This is a genomic window from Algibacter sp. TI.3.09, from assembly GCF_038154905.1.
Classification (GTDB): Bacteria; Bacteroidota; Bacteroidia; order Flavobacteriales; family Flavobacteriaceae; genus Algibacter.
Map to the genome: position 1 here is coordinate 520,679 of NZ_JBAKAN010000001.1, position 22,206 is coordinate 542,884.

The following is a 22,206-nucleotide window of genomic DNA, read 5'->3' on the forward strand; positions in this document are numbered from 1 at the left end:
ACAGAACAAAGAAGGTGAAATAATCAAGTAAAGTCATTTCGACTTCAGGAGAAATCACATAAAGAAAGTCACACAACCAACAGTACAGAACATAAAAAATGCCAGTAATAACCGATACTTACAAACCAAAATTCTTTTTTAAAAATGGATTTATTTCCACAATTTACTCTGGGCTTGTGCGTAGAGTTTCTATATCTCAAGAACGTGAGCGTTTAACATTATCCGATGGTGATTTTATAGATTTAGATTGGAGCTTTTCTCCTAAAAAATCTAAAGCCTGTATTGTGTTGCTTCATGGTTTAGAAGGGCATGCACAACGTCCTTATTTAACGGGTGCTGCAAAGCTTTTTAATGAGAATGAAATAGATGCAGTATCAGTTAATTTTAGAGGTTGTTCTGGCGAGATTAATACAAAGTTTAGAAGTTATCATTCTGGTGCTACTGAAGATTTGGTTGATATTGTTCAACATCTTATTTCAGAAAAAAAATATGAAACCATCTACCTTAAAGGGATTAGTTTGGGAGCTAATATTATTTTAAAATATTTAGGTGAACGCGATCATGTTCCAACAGAAGTTAAAGCTGCCATCGCAATCTCCGCACCCTGCGATTTAAATGGTGCCTGTGTAGAATTACATAGGTTGAAGAATAGTGCTTATGCGAGTCGCTTTTTGAGTCATTTAAAAGCGTCTTTAAAATTAAAAATGGAAAAATTTCCAAATGAAATGTCTTTAGAAACGTTTAATTCTATTAAAACGTTAAGAGATTTTGATAATGTTTATACCTCAAAAGCACACGGATTTGTAGATGCTGCGGACTATTACGAAAAAAGTAGCAGCCGACAATTTCTACCAAATATAAAAACGCCTACGTTAATTATTAATGCATTAAATGATTCGTTTTTATCTCCTGAATGTTATCCTGTAAAAGAAGCAAAAAACAATCCGAATTTATTTTTAGAAATGCCTGAGCATGGCGGTCATGTTGGTTTTATTTCTAAAAACAATATTTATTATAACGAGCAACGCGCTTTAGAATTTGTTAATAGTTTAGGATAACTTTTAGGTTTTCAAATCAGCTCGTATTGTCAATTTTTTGAGGCTATTGCTTTCTAATATTCAAATACATTAAAGACTAAACAATATTTTTACATTTGATAATTACGTCATTATTTTGCCAGTTTTCTAAAATATCATTTTTTAAAAGGATAAAATAGTAGGAAGGAGAGATAGCTTAGAGTCGGTTAATCCCATGTTAAAATAATAAGTTCGCAACATTTTCATTGTATTTTTAATATCTTAATACCAAAATATAAATCATGCCAACATTCAACTTAAAAGTTAACAACGAAAAACATACGGTCGAAGCCGATGCTGATACACCTTTATTGTGGGTGTTACGAGATAAAATTAATCTTGTGGGCACTAAATTTGGGTGTGGTATTGGGCAATGCGGAGCCTGTACAGTGCATGTAGATGGTAACGCGACTAGAAGTTGTTTGTTGAAAATTTCTCAAGCTGAAGGTTTAAATATAACGACCATTGAGGGGCTTTCTGAATATGGCGATCACCCGGTTCAACAAGCCTGGAAAGAGGTTGACGTTCCGCAATGTGGTTATTGTCAAGCAGGACAAATTATGACAGCTTCGGCTTTTTTGAAAACAAATCCTAGTCCTTCACAAACTGAAATACGAGATGCCATGCATGGGAATATTTGCAGATGTGCAGCTTACAATAGTATTGAGGAAGCAGTAAAAGTGGCTTCAGAAAAATTAAGTTAATCAACCTAATATATACAAAATGGCACCTTCAAAAAAAATGACATTCAGTAGAAGATCGTTCTTAAAATCATCGGCTTTAGCTAGTGGTGGTATGATAATAGGTTTTAATTTATTCAATGCTTGTAAGCCTGAAGCAAAACTTCCTGTAGATTTAAGCGCTTTAAATTACAATGATTTTAATGCGTTTATTAAAATTTCCGAAGAAGGAAAAGTAACTATTTTTTCACCTAACCCAGAAATTGGTCAAGGAGTGAAAACATCGATGCCGATGATTATCGCAGAAGAATTAGATGTGCTTTGGGAAGATGTTTACGTGGTTCAAGCACCTTTGGATACAAAAAATTATACACGGCAAGTAGCTGGTGGAAGCCAGTCTATTCGTTTTGGTTGGGAGCCTTTGCGCCAAACGGGAGCCACAGCAAAGCAAATGTTGGTTAATGCTGCGGCTGCAAGATGGGGCGTTGATGCTTCAGAATGTTCTGTTAAAAATGGTGTTATTACTAACACTAAAGGAGATAAACTTGGTTATGGTGATGTAGTTTTAGAAGCTGCAGTGCTTGAAGTTCCAGAAGATGTAACTTTAAAAGACCCTAAAGATTTTACTATTATTGGCCAAGGAAAAGGGAATGTTGATATTGATAAAATTATAACAGGCAAACCACTTTATGGGTTAGACTATAAAGAAGAAGGGATGCTTTATGCAACAGTTTTAAGGCCGCCTGCTTTTGGTCAAATTTTAGAATCTTTTGATGATTCTGGAGCCAGGGCTTTACCTGGAGTGGTCGATGTAATTACTATTGGAGAAAAAGTAAGAACCTATAAAGATAGCGGAAAAAATAGCTGGACAATGCCAATGAGTGGCACGGATAAAGTGGTTGTGATAGGGAAAACGACTTGGGATGCCATGAAGGGAAAGAAGGCCATAAAGGCTGTTTGGAAAACCGAAACTGCTCTTGAGAATTCTGAAACTCATGATAAAGTTCTATTAGATTTATTGGAAGGAAATAAATTTAAGACTAGACGACAAGATGGAAATGTAAAACAAGCTTTTGCAAATGCCGATAAGATTCTAGAACGTGTTTATGAGTCACCATTTTTACCTCATAACTGCATGGAACCTATGAATTTCTTTGCTAATGTATCTCCCGAAAAAGTGCATTTAGTTGGGCCCGTGCAAACGCCGGAAGCAGCTGCTCAAGTGGTTGCCGATTTATTGGAAAGAGATCTTGAAGAGGTAAGTATCGATATGACGAGAATGGGTGGTGGTTTTGGACGCCGATTGTATGGTGATTTTGTTTATGAAGCTGCCGAGATTTCTAATGCAATTCAAAAACCAATAAAATTAGTGTCTTCTCGTGAAGATGATATGACGATGGGTGTATATCGTCCTTCTTCGAAATATAAAATATCAGCTTCAATTAAAAGTGGAAAAATAACGGGATATCATTTAAAAGAAGCTTCTATTAACGGAAATATGTATGGTTTAATACCTAACTTTTTTCCAGCAGGAGCGATTGAAAACTATCAAGTAGATACCGCAAATTATAAAAGTAATATTACCACAGGAGCTTGGAGAGCGCCATATACCAACTTTTTGGCAAGTGCAGAACAAAGCTTCTTTGATGAGTTAGCAGAAGAATTAGGCATAGATCGTGTGCAAATGCACATGGATTTATTGGATAATGTTAAAAATAATCCAGATGCTAATATAGAATACAGTCCGGAGCGATTACAAGGTGTGTTGCAATTGGCTATTGAAAAATCGAATTGGGGTAAAACCGAAGCAGGTGTTTTTCAAGGTCTTTCTGTTTATTACTGCCACAATACGCATGTCGCGGAAGTTGCAGATATTACCATGGAAGATGGTATGCCAAGTGTTAAACGAGTTACCTGTGCCGTAGATTGTGGTATTGTGGTTAATCCGTTTGGAGCAATGAACCAAATAAAAGGAGGTGTTTTGGATGGTATTGGCCATGCTATGTATGCTGATTTTGGGTTTGTAGATGGTGTGCCTAAATCTAATAATTTCGATAGTTATCAGATGATTAGAATGGGGCAAACGCCAAAAGTAGATGTGCATTTTATTGAAAGTGATATCGATCCAACAGGATTGGGAGAACCTACGCTACCACCTATTGGTGCTGCTGTAGCTAATGCTATTTATGCGGCCACAGGAAATAGAATTAATAAACAACCGCTTGTAAATAACTTGAAGCCTAAAGAAAAAGTTTTAGGATAAAGTGTATTACTCATACTTTTTATGACACACGAATTTATAGACATTATTAATGAAGCGCTGCTAGCTAAAAAACGCAATTTAAAGTCCGTTTTAGCATCTGTAGTGGCGCTCGATGGCTCGTCTTATCGCAGGCCAGGAGTAAGAATGCTTATCGATGAAAAAGGAGGCATGGTTGGTGCTGTAAGTGGTGGTTGTGTGGAGAAAGAAATATTAAGACAATCGGCTTCTGTTTTTGAAACAGGACAAGCTAAAATGATGACTTATGATGGTAGATATCGCTTAGGTTGTGAAGGTGTTTTGTATATTTTAATAGAGCCTATTCAATTTTCTGATGCATTTCTAGATATGTTTTATGAGTGTATTGATGAAAGATATTCTTTTGAAATCATTTCATATTTTAATAAAAAAGAAGGTGTTTTCGATAGAATTGGTTCGTTCGTGAAATTTGAAAATAACGCAGTGTTTCCTATTTCCGAAGAAAAAGAAAATTTATCAAAATCAGAATCATTATCCGTCTTCAAACAAACTATGCCGCCAAGGTTTAAATTAATAATTATTGGTGGAGAACATGATGCGGTTCAATTATGCAAATATGCATCATTAACAGGTTGGGAGGTGTCTATAATTACAGGACCATTAGAACCCAAATCACTTAAAAATTTCCCTGGAGCGAAAACATTTTATGCAGTTTCACCAGAACAATTGAATGTTAGTAAAATAGATAACCAAACGGCTGTAGTTTTAATGACTCATAATTTTGCGACCGATTTAAGACATTTGGTTGCTTTAAAAGAAACGAATCCGGTATATATTGGCTTACTTGGTCCATCACGTAGGCGAGAAGATTTATTAAATCAGTTTGTGGAGTATACTCCAGAAATATCAGATGTTTTTTTAGATGCTATTCATGGGCCAGCAGGAATAAATATTGGAGCAGAAACACCTCAGGAAATCGCCATTTCTATTGTTTCGGAAATTTTAGCTCTTGTTAGGAATCAAAATCCGATGTCTTTAAGTAAGAAATCAGGACGCATTCATGCTCAGGAATAGGTTTTTCATTTTATGAAAAAAGAAAACCAAAATATAGTCACTGTAGTTCTAGCAGCAGGAGCTTCGACAAGAATGGGAAGTCCTAAGCAATTACTAAATTGGGGCAATTCAAGCTTATTGGAACATACTTTAAACACCGTTTTAGAGCTAAATTCATCAGAAGTTGTTGTTGTTTTGGGTGCTAATTTTGAGATTATAAAAAGTGAAATTTCTAAATATCCGGTTACAGTTTTAAACAATACATCTTGGAAAGTGGGTTTGGGGAAATCGATTGCTGTTGCGGTTGAGTATATTCAGAAGTTAAACTATAAAGTAGATGGTGTGATGATTGTATTAGCTGATCAGCCATTGATTAATTCTCGGTTTTTAGGAAAATTATGTAATGCATTTAATCCTAATAATAACCAGATTATAACAACTTCATATAAAAATGGAAAGCGTGGTGTACCTGTTATTTTTGATAAACATTATTTTAAAGAATTAATACTTTTGAATGATGACGATGGCGCTAAAACTCTCTTAAAAACGTATGCCACTTCGGTGAAATCTTTGAAACCTCAATCTGAAAATTTAGACATTGATTCTAAAGAAGATTATAATTATTTACATAAGGAAATTTTTAAAAAGTAGTTTATTCATTTGTAGCTAGCTGTTTTAGAGTATGATTTTATCAAAATAGAGGATAAATGCTGGTGTGAATAAAGATATTTTTGTGTCTTATGTTTTATTTAATCATTCTTTAGCTATGAAATATTTTTATTTCAATTTGATTAAGTCTTATATAAAAATGTAATTTTAGATAATTAAATAGAAACCACTATTATTTATGAGCAGTTCAGCAAAAGATAAAGCAAAAACACCAGAAGGATTTACCAATTTAAAAACGGAAGCTCCACCAAAAAATACGGTAGGTTTTGGCGCTTTAAAAGCGGCTGCAATACAAGTTAATAAATACATGAAAGCTTCTGATGCGTTGAAGTTATCATTGAAAATAAATCAGAAAGGTGGTTTTGATTGTCCAGGTTGTGCTTGGCCAGATCCGGATGATGAGCGTTCTGCTATTGGTGAATACTGTGAAAATGGTATGAAAGCTATTGCAGAAGAAGCACAGAATAAAACTATTAATCGTGATTTTTTTGCAAAATATGCTGTAGATGAATTAGCAAATTTTACCGATTTTGAAATTGGTAAATCTGGTCGTTTAGCAGAACCTATGTTTTTGCCGGAAGGGGCTACGCATTACCAACCCATTTCTTGGGAAGCTGTTTTTGAGAAAGTAGGAAGCCATTTAAATGCGCTAGATAATCCAGACGAAGCTGCTTTTTATACCTCAGGAAGAACGACGAATGAGGCGGCTTTTTTATATCAATTATTTGTACGCGAATTTGGGACTTCAAATTTACCCGATTGTTCGAATATGTGTCATGAAGCCAGTGGAAGCGCGCTCACTGAAACTCTCGGTATTGGTAAAGGCTCGGTAAAATTAGACGATTTATATAAAGCTGAAGTGGTTATGGTTATTGGTCAAAACCCAGCAACCAATCATCCAAGAATGCTAAGTGCTTTAGAAAAATGCAAAAATAATGGGGGTAAAATAATAGCGATTAATCCGTTGCCAGAAGCGGGTTTAATTAAATTCACCGACCCTCAAAATCCTATAAAATTATTAACTGGTGGTACAAAATTAGCAGATGTATTTGTACCAATTACTATCAATGGAGATGTAGCTTTTATAAAGGCAATTCTTCTAAAATTATTAGAAAAAGAAGAGGAGCTAGGTAATGTTTTTGATAAACATTTTATTGAGGAATATACTAGTGATTACAACGCGTTTATAGCAAATTTAAAAACTTATAATTTAGATGAATGCTTAAAATCTTCGGGTGTTTCTTTAGATGTTTTTAATCAAACTTTCGATTTAATTTTAAATAATGAAAAAATTATTGTGTGTTGGGCCATGGGGTTAAAGCAGCATGAAAATGCGGTTGATAATATTCGAGAGCTTGTTAATCTACTTTTACTAAAAGGAAGTATCGGTAAGGAAGGCGCTGGAACTTGTCCTGTACGTGGGCATTCTAACGTGCAAGGCGACAGAACGGTTGGTATATGGGAAGCTGCTCCACAAGCTTTTTTAGATAAAATTGAAATTAAGTATGGGTTTAAGCCGAGTGCAAAACATGGTTTTTCAGTTATTGAAACCATTAAAGCCATGTACGATAAAAAGGTAAAAGTCTTTTTTGGTTTAGGTGGTAATTTTATTTCAGCTGTGCCTGATACGGGTTATTCAGCTCAAGGATTAGCTAATTGTAACTTAACGGTGCATGTGAGTACAAAGTTGAATCGTTCGCATTTGGTTACGGGTAAAGAAGCTTTGATTTTACCATGTTTAGGACGTACCGAAAAAGATTATCAAAAATCTGGAGAACAGGTGCAAAGTGTAGAGAATTCAATGGGTGTGGTATCATCTACTAAAGGTATTTTAGAACCATGCTCTGATGATTTATTAAGCGAGGTTGCTGTAGTTTGTGGTGTTGCACATGCGACTTTAAAACATAAAACTAAGGTGAAATGGTTATCTTATAAAGATGATTATAAATTGGTTCGTGACGATATTGCTGAAGTGGTTTCTGGTTTCGAGGATTACAATACGCGTTTAAAAAATCCGTCAGGCTTTTATTTACCAAATGGAGCTCGCGTTAGAAAATTTAATACCAAAACAGGAAAAGCTAATTTTTCTGTTAATAAACTTCCTGAATGGAAATTAAAGGATGATGAATTGATTATGATGACAATACGTAGTCACGATCAATTTAATACCACAATTTACGGATTAGATGATCGCTACAGAGGTGTTTTTAACGAACGTCGTATTATTTTTATGAATCGTGAAGATATGGAGGCACGAGGATTAATAGAATCTCAGGTGGTTAATTTAAAGTCGGAATTTAAAGGTGTTAAACGCCATGCTAACAATTTTAAAGTGGTCGGTTATGATATTCCTAAAAACTGCTGTGCTACATATTTTCCTGAAACTAATGTGTTGGTGCCATTAGATAGTTTTGCGCATACCGCGAAGACTCCAGCATCTAAAAGCGTGGTGATTACGGTAGAAGCATCTATTTAAATCCTGATATTTTGATAATTGATAATCCTGTTTTTTGCCTAATACTTAATTAAACGATTGTCAATTTAGGAAATATGTAATTATTGGGGTGCTACGTAAAAAACTATACGTTTAAGTATTAAAATTAAGTAAAATTACTTAGTTTTGTCTTAAATACGTAGTTTATGAAAAATATCATAGTTGTTGGAAATGGAATGGTTGGTTATAAATTTTGTGAAAAATTTGCAGCACAATCTGGAAATGAAGCATTTAAAGTAACGGTTTTTGGTGAAGAACCTCGCCCAGCGTACGATCGTGTACACTTAAGTGAGTTTTTTGAAAATCAAGATGCCAAAGCTTTGGAAATGGCACCTGCCGAATGGTATGCTGAAAATGGTATAGAATTAATAACAGGTGAACGTGTTAGTGATATTCATCGTTCAAAAAAGACCATAACAACGGTTAAAGACCGTGAGTTTTCATACGACTACTTAGTTTTAGCTACAGGATCATCTGCTTTTGTACCACCAATAAAAGGTGTTGAGAAAGAAGGTGTTTTTGTATATAGAACTATTGAAGATCTAGAAGGCATGCTTGCTTATGCTGAAAAGGTTAAAAAAACAAATCCTAACCCTAGAGCTGCCGTACTTGGTGGTGGGTTATTAGGTTTAGAAGCTGGTAAAGCTGCTATGGATATGGGTTTAGAGCCACATATTGTAGAGTTTGCCTCTAAATTAATGCCAAGGCAATTAGATTCACGTAGTAGCCAGGTGCTTCAATTAAAATTGGAGTCTATCGGTTTAAATATTCACCTAAGTAAAGCAACCAATCAAATTTTAGGAGATAAAGCAATTACCGGAATGGAGTTTGGAGAAGACGACGTTTTAGATTGCGATATGCTTATTATTTCAGCAGGAATTAGACCAAGAGATGAACTTGGAAAAACTTGTGGTTTAGAAATGGGCGTACGTGGAGGTATTGTGGTTGATAACAAGATGCAAACATCGGACGATAGTATTTATGCTATTGGTGAAATTGCACTTTACAATCAAATGATTTTTGGGTTAGTTGCTCCAGGTTATGATATGGCTGGTGTTGCTGTGGATCAAATAATAGGTAAAACAGAAAGCTTAATGCCTGCTGAAATTGATATGTCTACCAAATTAAAATTAATTGGTGTAGATGTAGCCAGTTTTGGTGAGCCTTTTATGCCGGCATCAAAAGGGCATTCGGTTATTTTTGAAAATAAAACACAACATTTATATAAAAGAATTAATGTCAGTCTCGATGGTAAAAGTTTATTAGGAGGGATTTTAGTTGGTGATGCATCCGATTATAATATGCTTCATCAAGTGTACTTAAATGGTATGGCCATTCCTGAAGATGCTGCACAATTAATATTACCAGCAACCGAAGGCGGTGCTTTTGGTAGTGCTTTAGATTTACCAGATACGGCGCAAATTTGTTCTTGTGAAAATGTAAGTAAAGGTCAAATTTGTGGAGCTATTAAAGATGGTTCTTGTGAAGATTTAGCTGGTGTAATTTCAGCAACTAAAGCCAGTACAAGCTGTGGAGGTTGTAAACCTATGGTTACCGATTTGGTAAACGAAACATTGAAATCTCTTGGTAAAACGGTTAAAAATGTGATTTGTGAGCATTTTGAATATAGTCGTCAAGAATTATACGGTATTATAAAAATTAAAAAATTAACGTCTTTTGATGATGTTCTAGATACTTGTGGAACGGGGCATGGTTGCGAAACTTGTAAACCATTAGTGTCTTCAATCTTTGCTAGTTTATATAATTTCACCCCAAACAAAGAAGATGTTACACAAGATACAAACGATAAATTCTTAGCTAATATTCAACGTAACGGAACCTATTCTGTTGTTCCAAGAATTGCTGGTGGAGAAATTACACCCGAAGGTTTAATTGTTTTAGGTACAATTGGTGCTAAATATAATTTATACACAAAAATTACCGGAGGTGCACGTATCGATTTCTTTGGTGCAGAATTAAACGATTTACCAGCGATTTGGAAAGAGTTGATTGATGCTGGTTTCGAGAGTGGACATGCCTATGGGAAATCTCTAAGAACTGTGAAAAGTTGTGTAGGATCTACCTGGTGTCGTTACGGTTTAGATGAAAGTATTTCTTTCGCAATAGAATTAGAAAATAGATATAAAGGTTTACGCTCGCCTCATAAATTAAAAGGAGGTGTTTCAGGATGTATTCGTGAATGTGCCGAAGCTCGTGGAAAAGATTTTGGTGTTATTGCTGTAGAAGGTGGATGGAATTTATATGTTGGTGGAAACGGTGGTGCAACCCCAAGACACGCAGAATTATTAGCTGAAAAAATAGATAACGAAACGGTTTTAAAATATTTAGATCGTTACTTAATGTATTACATACAAACGGCTGCGCCATTAATGAGAACAGCTGCTTGGTTAGATAAATTGGAAGGCGGTATCGAGCAATTGAAAAAAATTGTTATTGAAGACAGTTTAAATATTGCTCCAGAATTAGAAAAGGAAATGCAGTTTTTAGTTGATGCTTACGAGTGTGAGTGGAAACAAGCGATAGAGAATGATAAAACTAAAAAACGTTTTAATCATTTTGTAAACTCAGATGATAGAGATGATAATTTAGTCTTTGTTCCTCTACGTGATCAAAAAATGCCAGAACTCTGGAAAAATTAAACAACTTCAAACAAAAATAAAAACGGCTAATTTTCAAAATTTACAGTAATAAATAAAATACAATTATGGATACAATACTTTCTCAATATAAAACGACTCCAATAAACGAAGTTACTGTTTGGTTTAAGGCAGGTGGTGTTACCGATTTTTTTGAAAACGGAGGAGGATGTGTAAAATACAAAGGAAAGCAAATTGCTGTTTTTAACTTTGCTAGAACAAAAGAGTGGTTTGCTTGTCAAAACGTATGTCCACACAAAATGGAAATGGTTTTATCTAGAGGGATGTTGGGCGATGATAAAGGAACTCCTAAAGTAGCTTGTCCATTACATAAAAAAACATTTTCACTAGAAACTGGAGAGAATTTAAATGGGGATTTAGATGCCATTGCAACTTATCCTGTTAAGATTGAAGAAGAAAATGTGTATATTGGCTTTTCAGATTAAAAAATGAAAAAATGAAACCTACAAGATTTGAAACTGCGATTGCTTTAATTGATAAAAAAAATGCTGAAGATATAAATACGTATTCGGTTTCGGGTATGGAATATCCAAAGGAATTATTGTACTCGCAACGTATGAGTAGAACCTTGTTGCAATTTGATCCGAATGCTTCTAAAGCCTTGCAAATAGCAGCTAGAGCACAGCATATTTGCCGTTGGAAAAGTGCTAGAAATGAATACCCAATGGATCGTGTTGGTTATTTAAAATGGCGCCAAGATTTAAAGCAAATGCATGCTGAATTAACTGGTGATATTTTGAAAGAAGTAGGTTACGATGATGAATTTATAGACCGCGTTAAGGCTATTGTACTTAAAAAATTAATCAAGAAAAATAAAGAATCTCAAACTATTGAAGATGTTATTTGTTTAGTGTTTCTTGATTTTTACTTCGATGAATTTGCTGCTAAACACAGCGATGAAAAAATAATTGATATTCTGCAAAAAACTTGGAAAAAAATGTCTGATGAAGGCCATGCCGAGGCATTGAAAATTAAGTTTTCCGAAAAGAGTTTAGCTTTAGTAAAAGAGGCTATTTCTTAAAAATTAAAATATATGACAAAAAACGGCAATTCTTTAGATCAGCGTACGTTTGGTAAATTGAGTCGTTTGTATATTATTGCCTTAAGCACCATTGCTTTATCGGTAATTGTAAGTAACATGTTTGTTCGCCAGCATTTAAAGGCGCAGCAGAGTGATTCTACAGTTATAAATGTGGCAGGTAGGCAGCGTATGCTGAGTCAGAAACTTACCAAAGAAATTTTATTGCTTGCTACTGCAGAAACTCCTGAGGCAAGTATTGTTATTAAAGATAGGTTAAAGAAAACATTGTCGCTTTGGCAATTATCCCACAATGCTTTGCAGGAAGGGGATGCTGAGCTAGGTTTACCTGCGGAAAATAGTAACGAAATATCTATAAAATTTAAAACGCTAAATGTTGTTTTTAAAGTTATAGAAGAAGCTGTACAGCGTATTATAACTAGTATTGAAATCAATGATGATTTGATACCTACGAATTTCAATAAAGATGTTAACTTGGTTAGAGATAACGAGGGTGATTTCTTGTTAATCATGGATCAAATAGTGAATCAGTATAGTTTAGAAGCGGACGAAAAAGTACGCTGGCTAGGCACACTAGAGACACTTTTAATGGTTTTAACCTTAGTTATTTTATTAGGAGAATTACTGTTTATCTTTTGGCCTACTGCGAAATCGGTTCGTGCAACTTTAGCAGAATTACTAAAGGCCGAAAAGCATGCTAAAAAAATGGCTTTTGACGCTGATGAGTTAAGCCATGCTAAAGAAAAATCTATTAAGGAATTACGTGCTTTAAGTCAGGCCATGGATGAGACTTTGCTGTTTGCTCGTATTTTATCTAGCGGCCAAATTATCCATATCGGTAATAAGTTTTCAAGACGTTTTAAATTCTCGAGATTTAATGATACGGCTATGTTTTGGAATGTTATGTCTACTATAGAAAGTGAGAAAATAGCATTAGAAAACTTAGTTACAAAACATAAAAAAACGGGTTGGCAAGGTGAAGTAAAAGCAACTACTAAAGAAGGCGAAAGCATTTGGTTAGAAATGGCTATAATTCCTTTTAGTCCAAATGATGAGAAAACAGAACTTCTTATTATAGCTTCTGAAATTACAGAGCGTAAAGCAGGACAATTGGAAATTGAACGCTTAAATAAAAAGAATTTTCAAGAAGAGATAAGTCAGCAGAAAATTATTTCAAGTAAAATTATTGAGAATCAAGAAAAGGAGCAGAACCGTATAGCTAAAGATGTTCATGATGGTATTGGGCAAATGCTTACAGGTTTAAAATATAATTTGGAAAGCATAAATATTAACGATATTGAAAAAACGGCTTCCAAAATTGAACATCTAAAAGAACTTACCACTAATATTATAAAAGGTGTACGTACGGCAACATTTAATTTAACACCACCAGAATTATCAGATCATGGTATTGTGCCTGCAATAGCTAAACTCACAAAAGAATTAGCTAGGCTTACAGCGAAAGAAATTGTGTTTTTTAATAAAACTGACTTTTCTGAACGTTTAGATTCTTTAGTTGAAATAAATATTTATAGAATAACTCAAGAGGCTATAAATAATGCTATAAAATATGCCGATTCTACTCATATTTTAGTGTCTCTTTCTCATAGTAAAAATATACTAAGTATTGTTATTGATGATAACGGGAAAGGTTTTGATCCTCAAAATGTAAAAAACTTTAAAAATGCCGATGGAGGTATGGGAATGACTTTCATGAAAGAACGTATAAAATATATAGATGGCCGTTTGTTTTTAAGTTCGGAAGAAGGCAAAGGAACTCGAGTTACTTTGAATATTCCTTTAAAGGATGATTAGTTTTTGAGTATTTTAGTGTGATTTTTTATTTTTTTGTCATGTCGAGGCATCGAGACATCGCATGAAAGTAAGTTTTTTGGTTAAGTATTATGTGATTTCTCCTATCGTCGAAATGACTACGGAGGTTAAATTAAGTCTCAGCGATTATTATGAAGTATCGAGACACCTTAAAAAAACGATTTCTTCACGTTGTCTTTTGAAATCTAAAATATTTGATTATTCAAACTTTCCCAATTGGTATTAAAATCAGAGATCAGCTTGTTTTTCTTTTCTCTTCTCCATTTTTTTAATTGTTTTTCTCTTTCTATTCCTGGCTTTGGAGATTCAAAAACTTCATAGTAAACTAAGTAAATACAATCGTATTTTCCGGCAAACGATTTTTTAGCATTCTGACTATCAAAATAATGTTGTGATAGCCTATTTTGTATATTATTAGTGAATCCTATATATAATGTGGTTCTGTATTTATTGGTTAATATGTAGACATAATACTGATGTTGCATGTTTAAATTTAATAAAAAATAACATAATGAAAGATTTTCTAGTTTTTGATTTGTGATTTATCATTTATTTGAAAGACTCTAAAAGGGTAGTTTTATGTACTAATGTTTGTCATGTCGAGGCATCGAGACATCACATTGGAGTGAGTCTTTTGTTAAGTATTGTATGATTTCTCTTGTCGTCGAAATGACTACCGAAGTTGATTTCAGTTTCAGCGATTGTCATGTCGAGGCATCGAGACATCACATTAGAGTAAGTTTTTAGATGCGTATTATGTGATTTCTCCTATCGTCGAAATGACTTGAATAGTTTATTTATGCAAAGTTTTAATCACTATCACATCACCTCCCAAAACACCAAGCCAACAATCAAATTCAAATTACGTAGCATTACTTAAAAAGTCTTACTTTTGTACTTATAATTGTTATTTATGGATATTATTAATGTTGTATTAGCAGATGATCATGTTTTAGTTCGTGATGGAATAAAGGCGCTTTTAGAAGATCAGTCTGGTGTAGTTGTTATAGACGAAGCTTCAAACGGAAAAGAAGCTTTAGAAGTTCTTAAAACCAATAAACCACATGTGTTAATTATCGATATACGTATGCCAGAAATGAATGGTATTGATGCTGTTAGAGAGGTTAATCGATTATATACAGATGTTCGCACACTTGTACTATCTATGCATGATTCGGAAGAGTATGTGTTACAAGCCATTCAAGCTGGAGCCGATGGTTACTTGTTAAAAGGAGCAAGTAAGGAAGAGTTTTTAAAAGCTTTGAATAAAGTAGCTTCTGGTGGAAAATATTTTACAGGAGATGTATCAGCTATTATCATGAATAACTTTGTTAACGGTAATACAAATACAGCTGTTGCTCCAAAAGTAAAGCCTGTAGAAGATCCTTTTAAGCTTACAAAACGCGAAAAACAAATACTTAATTTAGTACTTCAACTTAAAAATAATAAAGATATTGCAGACGAGCTAAACATTAGTAAACGTACAGCAGAAGTGCATCGTTTTAATCTTATGAAGAAATTAGAGGTTAAAAATTTAATGGAACTATCTAATAAAGCCAAGGAATATGGGTTAGAGTAAACAAATTAACGATAACTACTTAAAAGTTTTAAGTAGAGTTTACATATTTAGAGTTGTTAGGTTTTTATAAACTTACCAGCTCTTTTTTTATGCTTCATTTTTATTTAAAACTGTTATAATTATTATGTCTAATAGTTTAATTTATAAATAATTAAGCTGTTCCTTGTCTTCTGTTAATTATCATAATATAAGTTTCTTCTTAAAATTTAATACCATTTTACCAGATCCTCAAAAAGCTTAAACTAAAATTGTCAATCTAGCATAAATTTATAAATACGTATATTTTTTATATGTAAATTAAGTAATTATACTTAGTTTTGTAAGTATAAAATTATCAATTATGGCAAATTTAGCACAAGCAAAGTCAACAACACTAAGTTTATTAGATTTTAAAAGCGTTTCAACACGTACATTTTGGATAACTTCTATATCGTTTTTCATGTGTTTCTTCGCATGGTTCGGTATTGTTCCATTTATGCCCGATGTGGTTAAAGACTTAGGTTTAACACCAGATCAAAAATGGAATTCTATAATTTTAGCCGTTTCAGGAACCGTATTTGCGCGTTTACTTATTGGTAAATTATGTGATAAGTATGGTCCAAGATTATGTTATACTTGGTTACTTACTATTGGAGCGATACCTGTAATATTATGTGGTTTGGTACAAACGCCAACGCAGTTTTTAATTTGTAGATTATTTATTGGTTTTATTGGAGCCTCATTTGTTATCACACAAGTACATACATCTTTAATGTATGCACCAAATATTGTTGGTACAGCAAATGCGACATCTGCCGGATGGGGAAACCTAGGAGGTGGAGCTAACAGATTGGGTATGCCATTAATTGCTGCCGCTGTAGTTAGTTTTGGTGTAGCCGATGCTGACGCATGGAGATATTCTATGATTGTTGCAGGAATTGTTTGTTTCTGTATGGGGATTATTTATTTCTTCTTTACTAAAGATACGCTTAACGGAAACTTTAAAGACTTGAGAGCTTCAGGAGAAATGGTTTCAACTAAAAAAGATCAAATTGGGTTTTTAGAAGTTTTGAAAGATTATAGAGTTTGGATTTTATTCGTGGTTTATGCAGCTAGTTTTGGTATCGAGTTAACGGTTTATGGTACTATGGACGATTATCTTCAAAACACCTTTCAATTAGAGCGTGTTACAGCAGGAAACATTGTGTTATCATTTGCATTAATGAATATTTTTGCAAGAACATTAGGTGGATTCTTTGGAGATAAATTCGGGAAATTAAAAGGCTTAAGAGGTCGAGTTTTATTTTTAGCCTTCATTTTAACCATACAAGGTTTAATGCTTATTACATTTTCTACAACAACAAGTATTGTGGTTGGTGTTACATTTTTAATATTATTTAGTTTATCAGTTCAAATGGCAGAAGGCGCAACGTTTTCGGTAGTTCCATTTATTAATAAAAAAGCTATAGGTTCGGTTTCAGGAATTGTTGGAGCAGGAGGTAATGTTGGAGCGTTTTTAGCAGCAATGCTATTAAAATCACAATCGGCCGTAGCAGAAAAAGGAGCCATAATTGCTAGTCAGGGTTTAGGCGAAGAGGCTATTAAAGCCGCACAATCAGCAGCATCAGCTACCGCAGTTTCCAGTGGCTATTTCATAATTGGTGTCACAGTGGTTATAACTGCGGTAGTTTCTTTATCTATTCGTTTTTCAACGGAAGATGAGAAAGTAGCAAAAGTAGATGCTTTAGTAGAACCAGAGAACTTAATTTTGGTAAAGTAAAAGGTAGTATTACAAAGGTGTTTTTAATAAATAATAAATTAAATGCATCTTTTTTAAAGTATTCAGAATAATAAAAAATGAATTTGTTTTCTGAAGTTAAATAATGTTACTTAGTGTAAAATGTGAATCTCAATGATTAAAAACGAAGTAAAAACAACGTGTTCATATTGTGGTGTAGGCTGCGGAATTATTGTTAAAAAAGATAGCAATGGTAAAGTGTTGGTCGAGGGCGATAAAGATCATCCGGTAAACAAAGGTATGTTGTGCTCAAAAGGCATGAATTTACATTATGTAGCCAATGATGTTTCCGATAGAATTCTATACCCAGAAATGCGTTGGAGTCGTTCACATCCAAGAGAGCGTGTAAGTTGGGACGAAGGTTTAGATCGTGCAGCTAGTGTTTTTAAATCGATTATAAAAAAACATGGACCAGATAGCGTTGCATTTTACGTATCGGGACAAAGTTTAACCGAAGAATATTATATAGCAAATAAGCTTGCCAAAGGTTTTATAGGTACTAATAATATTGATACCAACTCTAGGCTGTGCATGAGTTCTGCAGTGGTTGGATACAAAAAAACATTTGGAGAAGATAGTGTGCCGGTATCTTATGAAGATATTGAATTGGCCGATTGTTTTCTTATTACAGGAGCAAACCCTGCTTGGTGTCATCCTATTTTATTCCGACGCATAGAAATGCGTAAAGAAGCAAATCCGGAGGTGAAAATTATAGTTATTGACCCTAGAAAAACCGATTCTGCTAATTTTGCCGATTTACATTTACAATTACTTCCAGGCACTGATGTTATTTTATATAATGCCATCGGAAGATGTTTGTATAAAAGAGGTTTAATAGATGAAAAATTTATAAAAGAACATACTGAAGGTTTTCAAGATTATAAAGAATTAATATTTAAAACATCATTAAAACAAGCTTCAAAACTTTGTGGTGTAGAGGAAAAAGATATTAGAAAAGCAGCCGATATTATTGGCGTTTCTAAAGGGTTTATAAGTATGTGGGCCATGGGGCTTAACCAAAGTGTGGTTGGTACCGATAAAAATGTATCACTACTTAATTTATCTTTAATTACGGGTCAGGTTGGAAAACCAGGATCAGGACCGTTTTCATTAACAGGTCAGCCCAACGCTATGGGCGGGCGTGAAGTAGGAGGTATGGCAAATTTACTTGCCGTACATAAAGATTTAGGCAACGAAGAACACCGTCGTGAAGTAGCTCAGTTTTGGGGCGTCGATCAAATCTCACCTAAACCAGGTTTAACCGCTACCGAACTATTTGATGCTTTAGAAAGCGGAAAATTGAAAGCGGTTTGGATTGCTTGTACAAACCCATTGGTGAGTATGCCGAACACCCACAAAATTGAAAGCGCCATGAAAAAGGCGAAGTTTGTGGTAGTTCAAGAAATTTCGCATAAATCGGATACTTTAGAATATGCCGATTTAGTATTACCAGCAGCAGGTTGGTTAGAGAAAGAAGGAACGATGACAAATTCTGAGCGTCGTATTTCATATTTACCAAAGGAAATAGAAGCTCCGGGAGAAGCAAGACCAGATGTTGAAATATTCTGCGATTTTGCACAACGTATGGGCTTCCGTGGATTTAATTTTAATAATGCTTCGGAAATTTACGATGAGTACGCATCAATGACCAAAGGAACAAATATTGATGTTTCTTACTTAAATTACGATAGATTAAAGAACGAAGGTACCTTTCAATGGCCAGTTCCAGAATATAGACATAAAGGAACACCGCGTTTATTTGAAGATAAAAAATTCTATACACCATCTCAAAAAGCGATATTCAATTTACCATCAACCATCGAGAATACTTCGGTGCAACCTAATGGCGAGTATCCTTTAATTTTAACTACCGGTAGAGTGCGCGATCAATGGCACACCATGACAAAAACTGGTAAAGTATCGCGTTTAAAAACACATTATCCAACGCCTGTTTTAGAGATTAATCCGGTAGATGCTTTTTTAAATAAAATTAAAGATGGTGATATTTCAGAAATAAAAAGTACAAACGGTGTTGTGCGTGTTCGTGCAAAAGTAACTGATACTATTAAAAAAGGTGTTGTTTTTTTACCAATGCACTGGGGTAAACAACTTCAAAGTAATTTAAATAGAGCAAACAATTTAACCAATACACATGTAGATCCGGTTTCTAAAGAACCCGATTTTAAATTTACCTGCGTTTCTGTTAACAAATATAAAAAGCCCGTAGATAAAATTATTATTGTTGGTGCAGGAGCGGCCGCTTTTAGGTTTGTTCAAAATTATAGAGAATCTAACGAGGTCGATGAAATTCATGTATTTTCAAAAGAGCCTAATTTATTTTATAACCGCGTTTTATTACCAGAGTATATTACTGAAGAATTAACTTGGGATGCGCTTTTAAAAATTAAACAATTAGAATTAAAAAAACTTAAAATAACGGTTCATCCAGAAACCTCTATTTCAAATATAGATTCTAAACACAACGTGGTTACCGATAGTAATGGCGTAGAACATAGCTATAGTAAACTTATTTTGGCAACAGGAAGTCGTGCATTTATACCAAGTGGTGTACAAATAGATTTACCAGGTAGATTTACCATGCGAAATAAGCAAGATGCCGATAGTTTTAAAGCCTATTTAGAAGCTACAGGTTTACCTCCAGAACAGCAACACGTTGTTATTGTAGGTGGTGGTTTATTAGGTTTAGAGTTGGCAGCAGCCATGAAACATAAAAACGTAAAAATTACTATAATCCAAAGGGCTTCACGCTTAATGGAACGTCAGTTAGATAAGGTTTCTAGTAAACTTTTAGCATTAGATGTGCAGGAGCGAGGCATTCAAATTTATTTTGATAATGAAGTAAGTACTGTTTTTGATGACGATGATACAGGCGAAATTAACATTACTCTTAAAAGTGGAAAGTTTTTAACAGCAAACGCTATTGTTTATGCCATTGGTACGCGTCCTAATATAGAGATAGCCAAAGAAAATGGTATTCTATGCGGACGTGGTGTTAAGGTAAATCAGCATTTACAATCGTCTATTCCAAATATATTCGCCATTGGTGAAATTGCAGAATTCAACAATCAACTATTTGGTATTACATCGGCAGCAGAAGAGCAAGCTAATATTTTAGCAAACTTTATAGCAGGCGATATTAGTGTATCGTACAGTGGTTCTGTTTTAATGAATATTTTAAAATTCAACGATTTAAACCTTTGTAGTATTGGAGAAATTAATATTCCGGAGAACGATTTAAGTTACCAAGAAATTATATTTACCGATATATCAAAACGCTATTACAAAAAATGTATTGTAAAAGACGATTTGTTAATAGGTGCTGTTTTAATGGGCGATAAAAATGAGTTTGCCGAGTTTAAAACCATGATTGAGAGTAAAATTGAAATGGCCGATAAACGAAACACGTTACTTCGTGGCGCTTCAAACGATGTTCCAGTTATAGGTAAATTAGTTTGCTCATGCAGTCAAGTAGGCGAAGGAAATATAGTAGAAGCCATCGAAAAAGGTTGTAAAGATTTTACAGAACTTTGCAATAAAACAGGAGCAGGCTTAGGTTGCGGAAGTTGTAAAACAGAAGTAAAAGAAATTTTGAATAACACCAAAGTATTAGCATAATTATGGAACCATATAGACTTAGAATTAACGGAGGTGTTTTATCACCAGGTGAATTAAAATATATTTGCGAAGCCGCAGAAGGTTTAGGTTTAGATGCTATTTCTTTCGGGTCTCGACAAGATATTATTTTTCCAGAGGAGATAGATAAAGAGAAGTTTTCTCAATTCGATAAAATTCAGTTTATAAAACCCAAGCGCGATGGTATAGAAAATATTGTATCATCGTACGTATCGGCCGATATTTTACCAAGTACCTCTTGGCTTACTAGCGATCGTTACCTATATATATTAGAACAATTTAAGCACGATTTAAAATTACGAATCAATATTATAGATCCAAAACAGCGCTTGGTACCCTTATTTACAGGTAATGTAAATTTCATCGCTTCAGAAAGTGAAGATTATTGGTATTTATACGTGCGTTTACCCGAGTGGAAAAAGACAGAAATGTATCCTGCTTTAATTTACAGTTGGGATATGGATAAGGTAGAACTTGCCATAGAGCAGGTTTTGCAAGAAGAGCCAGAAACCATCGAAACGCTTTTTGATTTAGTAAACGATGCTGTAGAAACAAATAACCGTACGGTAGATAAACCTTTAGAAGTTCCTTTTTACCCATTTCCTTATTATGAAGGCATGAATCGTTTTGGCGACAAATACTGGCTTGGTTTGTATTGGAGAAACAATAGATACGATTTAACTTTCCTTAAAGACATGTGCGATTTGTGTGCAGAAAGTAAAATAGGTAAAATCTGTATCACCCCATGGAAATCCTTTATAGTAAAAGGTGTGCCAATCGATTCTAAGTTAAAATGGGAAAAATTTCTTGGTAGTTACGGTATTAATGTGCGCCACTCTATGTTGGAACTTAATTGGCATTTACCCGTAAATGATAAAGATGCGCTAAACCTAAAAAAGTATTTAGTAACAAACTTCGATCAAAACGATATAAGTACCTATGGGTTAACATTTGGTATTTCAAATTTCGAAAGTAAATCTTACCATTTCACATCGGTAGTGATAGAGAAAAATAAAAAACCAGAACTTCTGGGCGATTTTATTATCCGCGATACCTACAATTTACTCTATGCTAAAAACTTCGACCCTAATACGGGGGAGTACATTATGCATGTGCAAGATGTAGATAAGGTAGAGCTTCCGGGTTTATTAATGGAGTTAAGTAAACTCTACTTTGAGCAACTAGGTACGCAACGTGAAGAAGTAAAAGCCGTAGAAGCTAAAAAAGAAACTACCGAAGAAAACGTTTACCAATGTCAAGATTGTTTAACTATCTATAATGAAGTTTTTGGCGATATCACTCAAGATATTGATGCACACACACGCTTTGAAGATCTTGATGAAACTTACGAATGCTCCCTTTGTGAAGCACCAAAAAGCAATTTTCAGAAAAAACTTTTAGTGAAATAATCCTTTTTAGAAGCTATTTCCTGCTA

General features: G+C 34.1%; 15 protein-coding genes. 14 read left to right on the forward strand and 1 reads right to left on the reverse strand.

From position 1 onward, the window contains the following. Positions 1 to 98: 98 nt before the first annotated feature. The 10 genes from V6246_RS01940 (at position 99) to V6246_RS01985 (ending at position 13,743) form a co-directional block, all read left to right on the forward strand. Positions 99 to 1,058, forward strand: coding sequence for a YheT family hydrolase (locus tag V6246_RS01940; protein ID WP_341558724.1), 960 nt, complete (start codon positions 99 to 101; stop codon positions 1,056 to 1,058). Positions 1,059 to 1,318: 260 nt separating this feature from the next. Continuing rightward, on the forward strand, positions 1,319 to 1,780 hold the full coding sequence (locus V6246_RS01945; protein WP_159020070.1) for a (2Fe-2S)-binding protein: 462 nt from the start codon (positions 1,319 to 1,321) through the stop codon (positions 1,778 to 1,780). A 37-nt stretch (positions 1,781 to 1,817) separates the two neighbouring features. After that, positions 1,818 to 4,019: a xanthine dehydrogenase family protein molybdopterin-binding subunit gene (locus V6246_RS01950; RefSeq protein WP_341558725.1), complete on the forward strand. Its 2,202-nt coding sequence runs from the start codon at positions 1,818 to 1,820 to the stop codon at positions 4,017 to 4,019. A 21-nt stretch (positions 4,020 to 4,040) separates the two neighbouring features. Next, entirely contained in the window at positions 4,041 to 5,069 is a 1,029-nt protein-coding gene (locus V6246_RS01955) for an XdhC family protein (protein ID WP_341558726.1), read from the forward strand. Positions 5,070 to 5,081: 12 nt separating this feature from the next. Further along, a complete protein-coding gene (locus V6246_RS01960) occupies positions 5,082 to 5,699 on the forward strand; it encodes a nucleotidyltransferase family protein (RefSeq protein ID WP_341558727.1) in 618 nt (205 codons plus the stop codon). A gap of 196 nt (positions 5,700 to 5,895) precedes the next feature. Beyond that, on the forward strand, positions 5,896 to 8,193 hold the full coding sequence (locus V6246_RS01965) for an FdhF/YdeP family oxidoreductase (RefSeq protein WP_341558728.1): 2,298 nt from the start codon (positions 5,896 to 5,898) through the stop codon (positions 8,191 to 8,193). A 164-nt stretch (positions 8,194 to 8,357) separates the two neighbouring features. Beyond that, positions 8,358 to 10,871, forward strand: coding sequence for a nitrite reductase large subunit NirB (gene nirB / locus V6246_RS01970; protein ID WP_341558729.1), 2,514 nt, complete (start codon positions 8,358 to 8,360; stop codon positions 10,869 to 10,871). 65 nt (positions 10,872 to 10,936) lie between these two features. Further along, positions 10,937 to 11,314 carry a nitrite reductase small subunit NirD gene (nirD, locus tag V6246_RS01975; RefSeq protein ID WP_341558730.1) on the forward strand — a complete coding sequence of 126 codons (378 nt, stop codon included), beginning with the start codon at positions 10,937 to 10,939 and terminating at the stop codon, positions 11,312 to 11,314. 11 nt (positions 11,315 to 11,325) lie between these two features. Continuing rightward, positions 11,326 to 11,910, forward strand: coding sequence for a DUF4202 domain-containing protein (locus V6246_RS01980; RefSeq protein ID WP_159020077.1), 585 nt, complete (start codon positions 11,326 to 11,328; stop codon positions 11,908 to 11,910). A 12-nt stretch (positions 11,911 to 11,922) separates the two neighbouring features. Next, positions 11,923 to 13,743 (forward strand): sensor histidine kinase, encoded by a 1,821-nt coding sequence (locus V6246_RS01985; RefSeq protein ID WP_341558731.1) that lies wholly within the window; start codon positions 11,923 to 11,925, stop codon positions 13,741 to 13,743. A gap of 203 nt (positions 13,744 to 13,946) precedes the next feature. Here the strand turns inward: V6246_RS01985 and V6246_RS01990 are convergent, their stop codons facing one another. After that, the gene (locus tag V6246_RS01990) at positions 13,947 to 14,246 is read right to left on the reverse strand and encodes a GIY-YIG nuclease family protein (RefSeq protein ID WP_341558732.1); all 300 of its coding nucleotides are present in this window, start codon (positions 14,244 to 14,246) and stop codon (positions 13,947 to 13,949) included. Positions 14,247 to 14,674: 428 nt separating this feature from the next. On the opposite strand from V6246_RS01990, the gene V6246_RS01995 reads away from it, so the two are divergent. The 4 genes from V6246_RS01995 (at position 14,675) to V6246_RS02010 (ending at position 22,180) form a co-directional block, all read left to right on the forward strand. Then, positions 14,675 to 15,340, forward strand: a complete 666-nt coding sequence (locus V6246_RS01995) for a response regulator transcription factor (protein ID WP_042494830.1) — start codon at positions 14,675 to 14,677, stop codon at positions 15,338 to 15,340. Positions 15,341 to 15,680: 340 nt separating this feature from the next. After that, positions 15,681 to 17,099: an MFS transporter gene (locus V6246_RS02000; RefSeq protein WP_341558733.1), complete on the forward strand. Its 1,419-nt coding sequence runs from the start codon at positions 15,681 to 15,683 to the stop codon at positions 17,097 to 17,099. Positions 17,100 to 17,231: 132 nt separating this feature from the next. Next, positions 17,232 to 20,753, forward strand: a complete 3,522-nt coding sequence (locus V6246_RS02005) for a molybdopterin-dependent oxidoreductase (RefSeq protein ID WP_341558734.1) — start codon at positions 17,232 to 17,234, stop codon at positions 20,751 to 20,753. A gap of 2 nt (positions 20,754 to 20,755) precedes the next feature. Beyond that, entirely contained in the window at positions 20,756 to 22,180 is a 1,425-nt protein-coding gene (locus tag V6246_RS02010) for a rubredoxin domain-containing protein (RefSeq protein ID WP_341558735.1), read from the forward strand. Positions 22,181 to 22,206: the final 26 nt, after the last annotated feature.

What these genes read in the sequence shown, in the direction of transcription:
- V6246_RS01950 (WP_341558725.1), top strand. Translation starts at nt 1,818, where the DNA reads ATGACATTCAGTAGAAGATCGTTCTTAAAATCATCGGCTTTAGCTAGT.
- V6246_RS01985 (WP_341558731.1), top strand. Translation starts at nt 11,923, where the DNA reads ATGACAAAAAACGGCAATTCTTTAGATCAGCGTACGTTTGGTAAATTG.
- V6246_RS01945 (WP_159020070.1), top strand. Translation starts at nt 1,319, where the DNA reads ATGCCAACATTCAACTTAAAAGTTAACAACGAAAAACATACGGTCGAA.
- nirB (WP_341558729.1), top strand. Translation starts at nt 8,358, where the DNA reads ATGAAAAATATCATAGTTGTTGGAAATGGAATGGTTGGTTATAAATTT.
- V6246_RS02010 (WP_341558735.1), top strand. Translation starts at nt 20,756, where the DNA reads ATGGAACCATATAGACTTAGAATTAACGGAGGTGTTTTATCACCAGGT.
- nirD (WP_341558730.1), top strand. Translation starts at nt 10,937, where the DNA reads ATGGATACAATACTTTCTCAATATAAAACGACTCCAATAAACGAAGTT.
- V6246_RS02000 (WP_341558733.1), top strand. Translation starts at nt 15,681, where the DNA reads ATGGCAAATTTAGCACAAGCAAAGTCAACAACACTAAGTTTATTAGAT.
- V6246_RS01960 (WP_341558727.1), top strand. Translation starts at nt 5,082, where the DNA reads ATGAAAAAAGAAAACCAAAATATAGTCACTGTAGTTCTAGCAGCAGGA.
- V6246_RS01965 (WP_341558728.1), top strand. Translation starts at nt 5,896, where the DNA reads ATGAGCAGTTCAGCAAAAGATAAAGCAAAAACACCAGAAGGATTTACC.
- V6246_RS01980 (WP_159020077.1), top strand. Translation starts at nt 11,326, where the DNA reads ATGAAACCTACAAGATTTGAAACTGCGATTGCTTTAATTGATAAAAAA.
- V6246_RS01955 (WP_341558726.1), top strand. Translation starts at nt 4,041, where the DNA reads ATGACACACGAATTTATAGACATTATTAATGAAGCGCTGCTAGCTAAA.
- V6246_RS01995 (WP_042494830.1), top strand. Translation starts at nt 14,675, where the DNA reads ATGGATATTATTAATGTTGTATTAGCAGATGATCATGTTTTAGTTCGT.
- V6246_RS01940 (WP_341558724.1), top strand. Translation starts at nt 99, where the DNA reads ATGCCAGTAATAACCGATACTTACAAACCAAAATTCTTTTTTAAAAAT.
- V6246_RS01990 (WP_341558732.1), bottom strand. Translation starts at nt 14,246, where the DNA reads ATGCAACATCAGTATTATGTCTACATATTAACCAATAAATACAGAACC.
- V6246_RS02005 (WP_341558734.1), top strand. Translation starts at nt 17,232, where the DNA reads ATGATTAAAAACGAAGTAAAAACAACGTGTTCATATTGTGGTGTAGGC.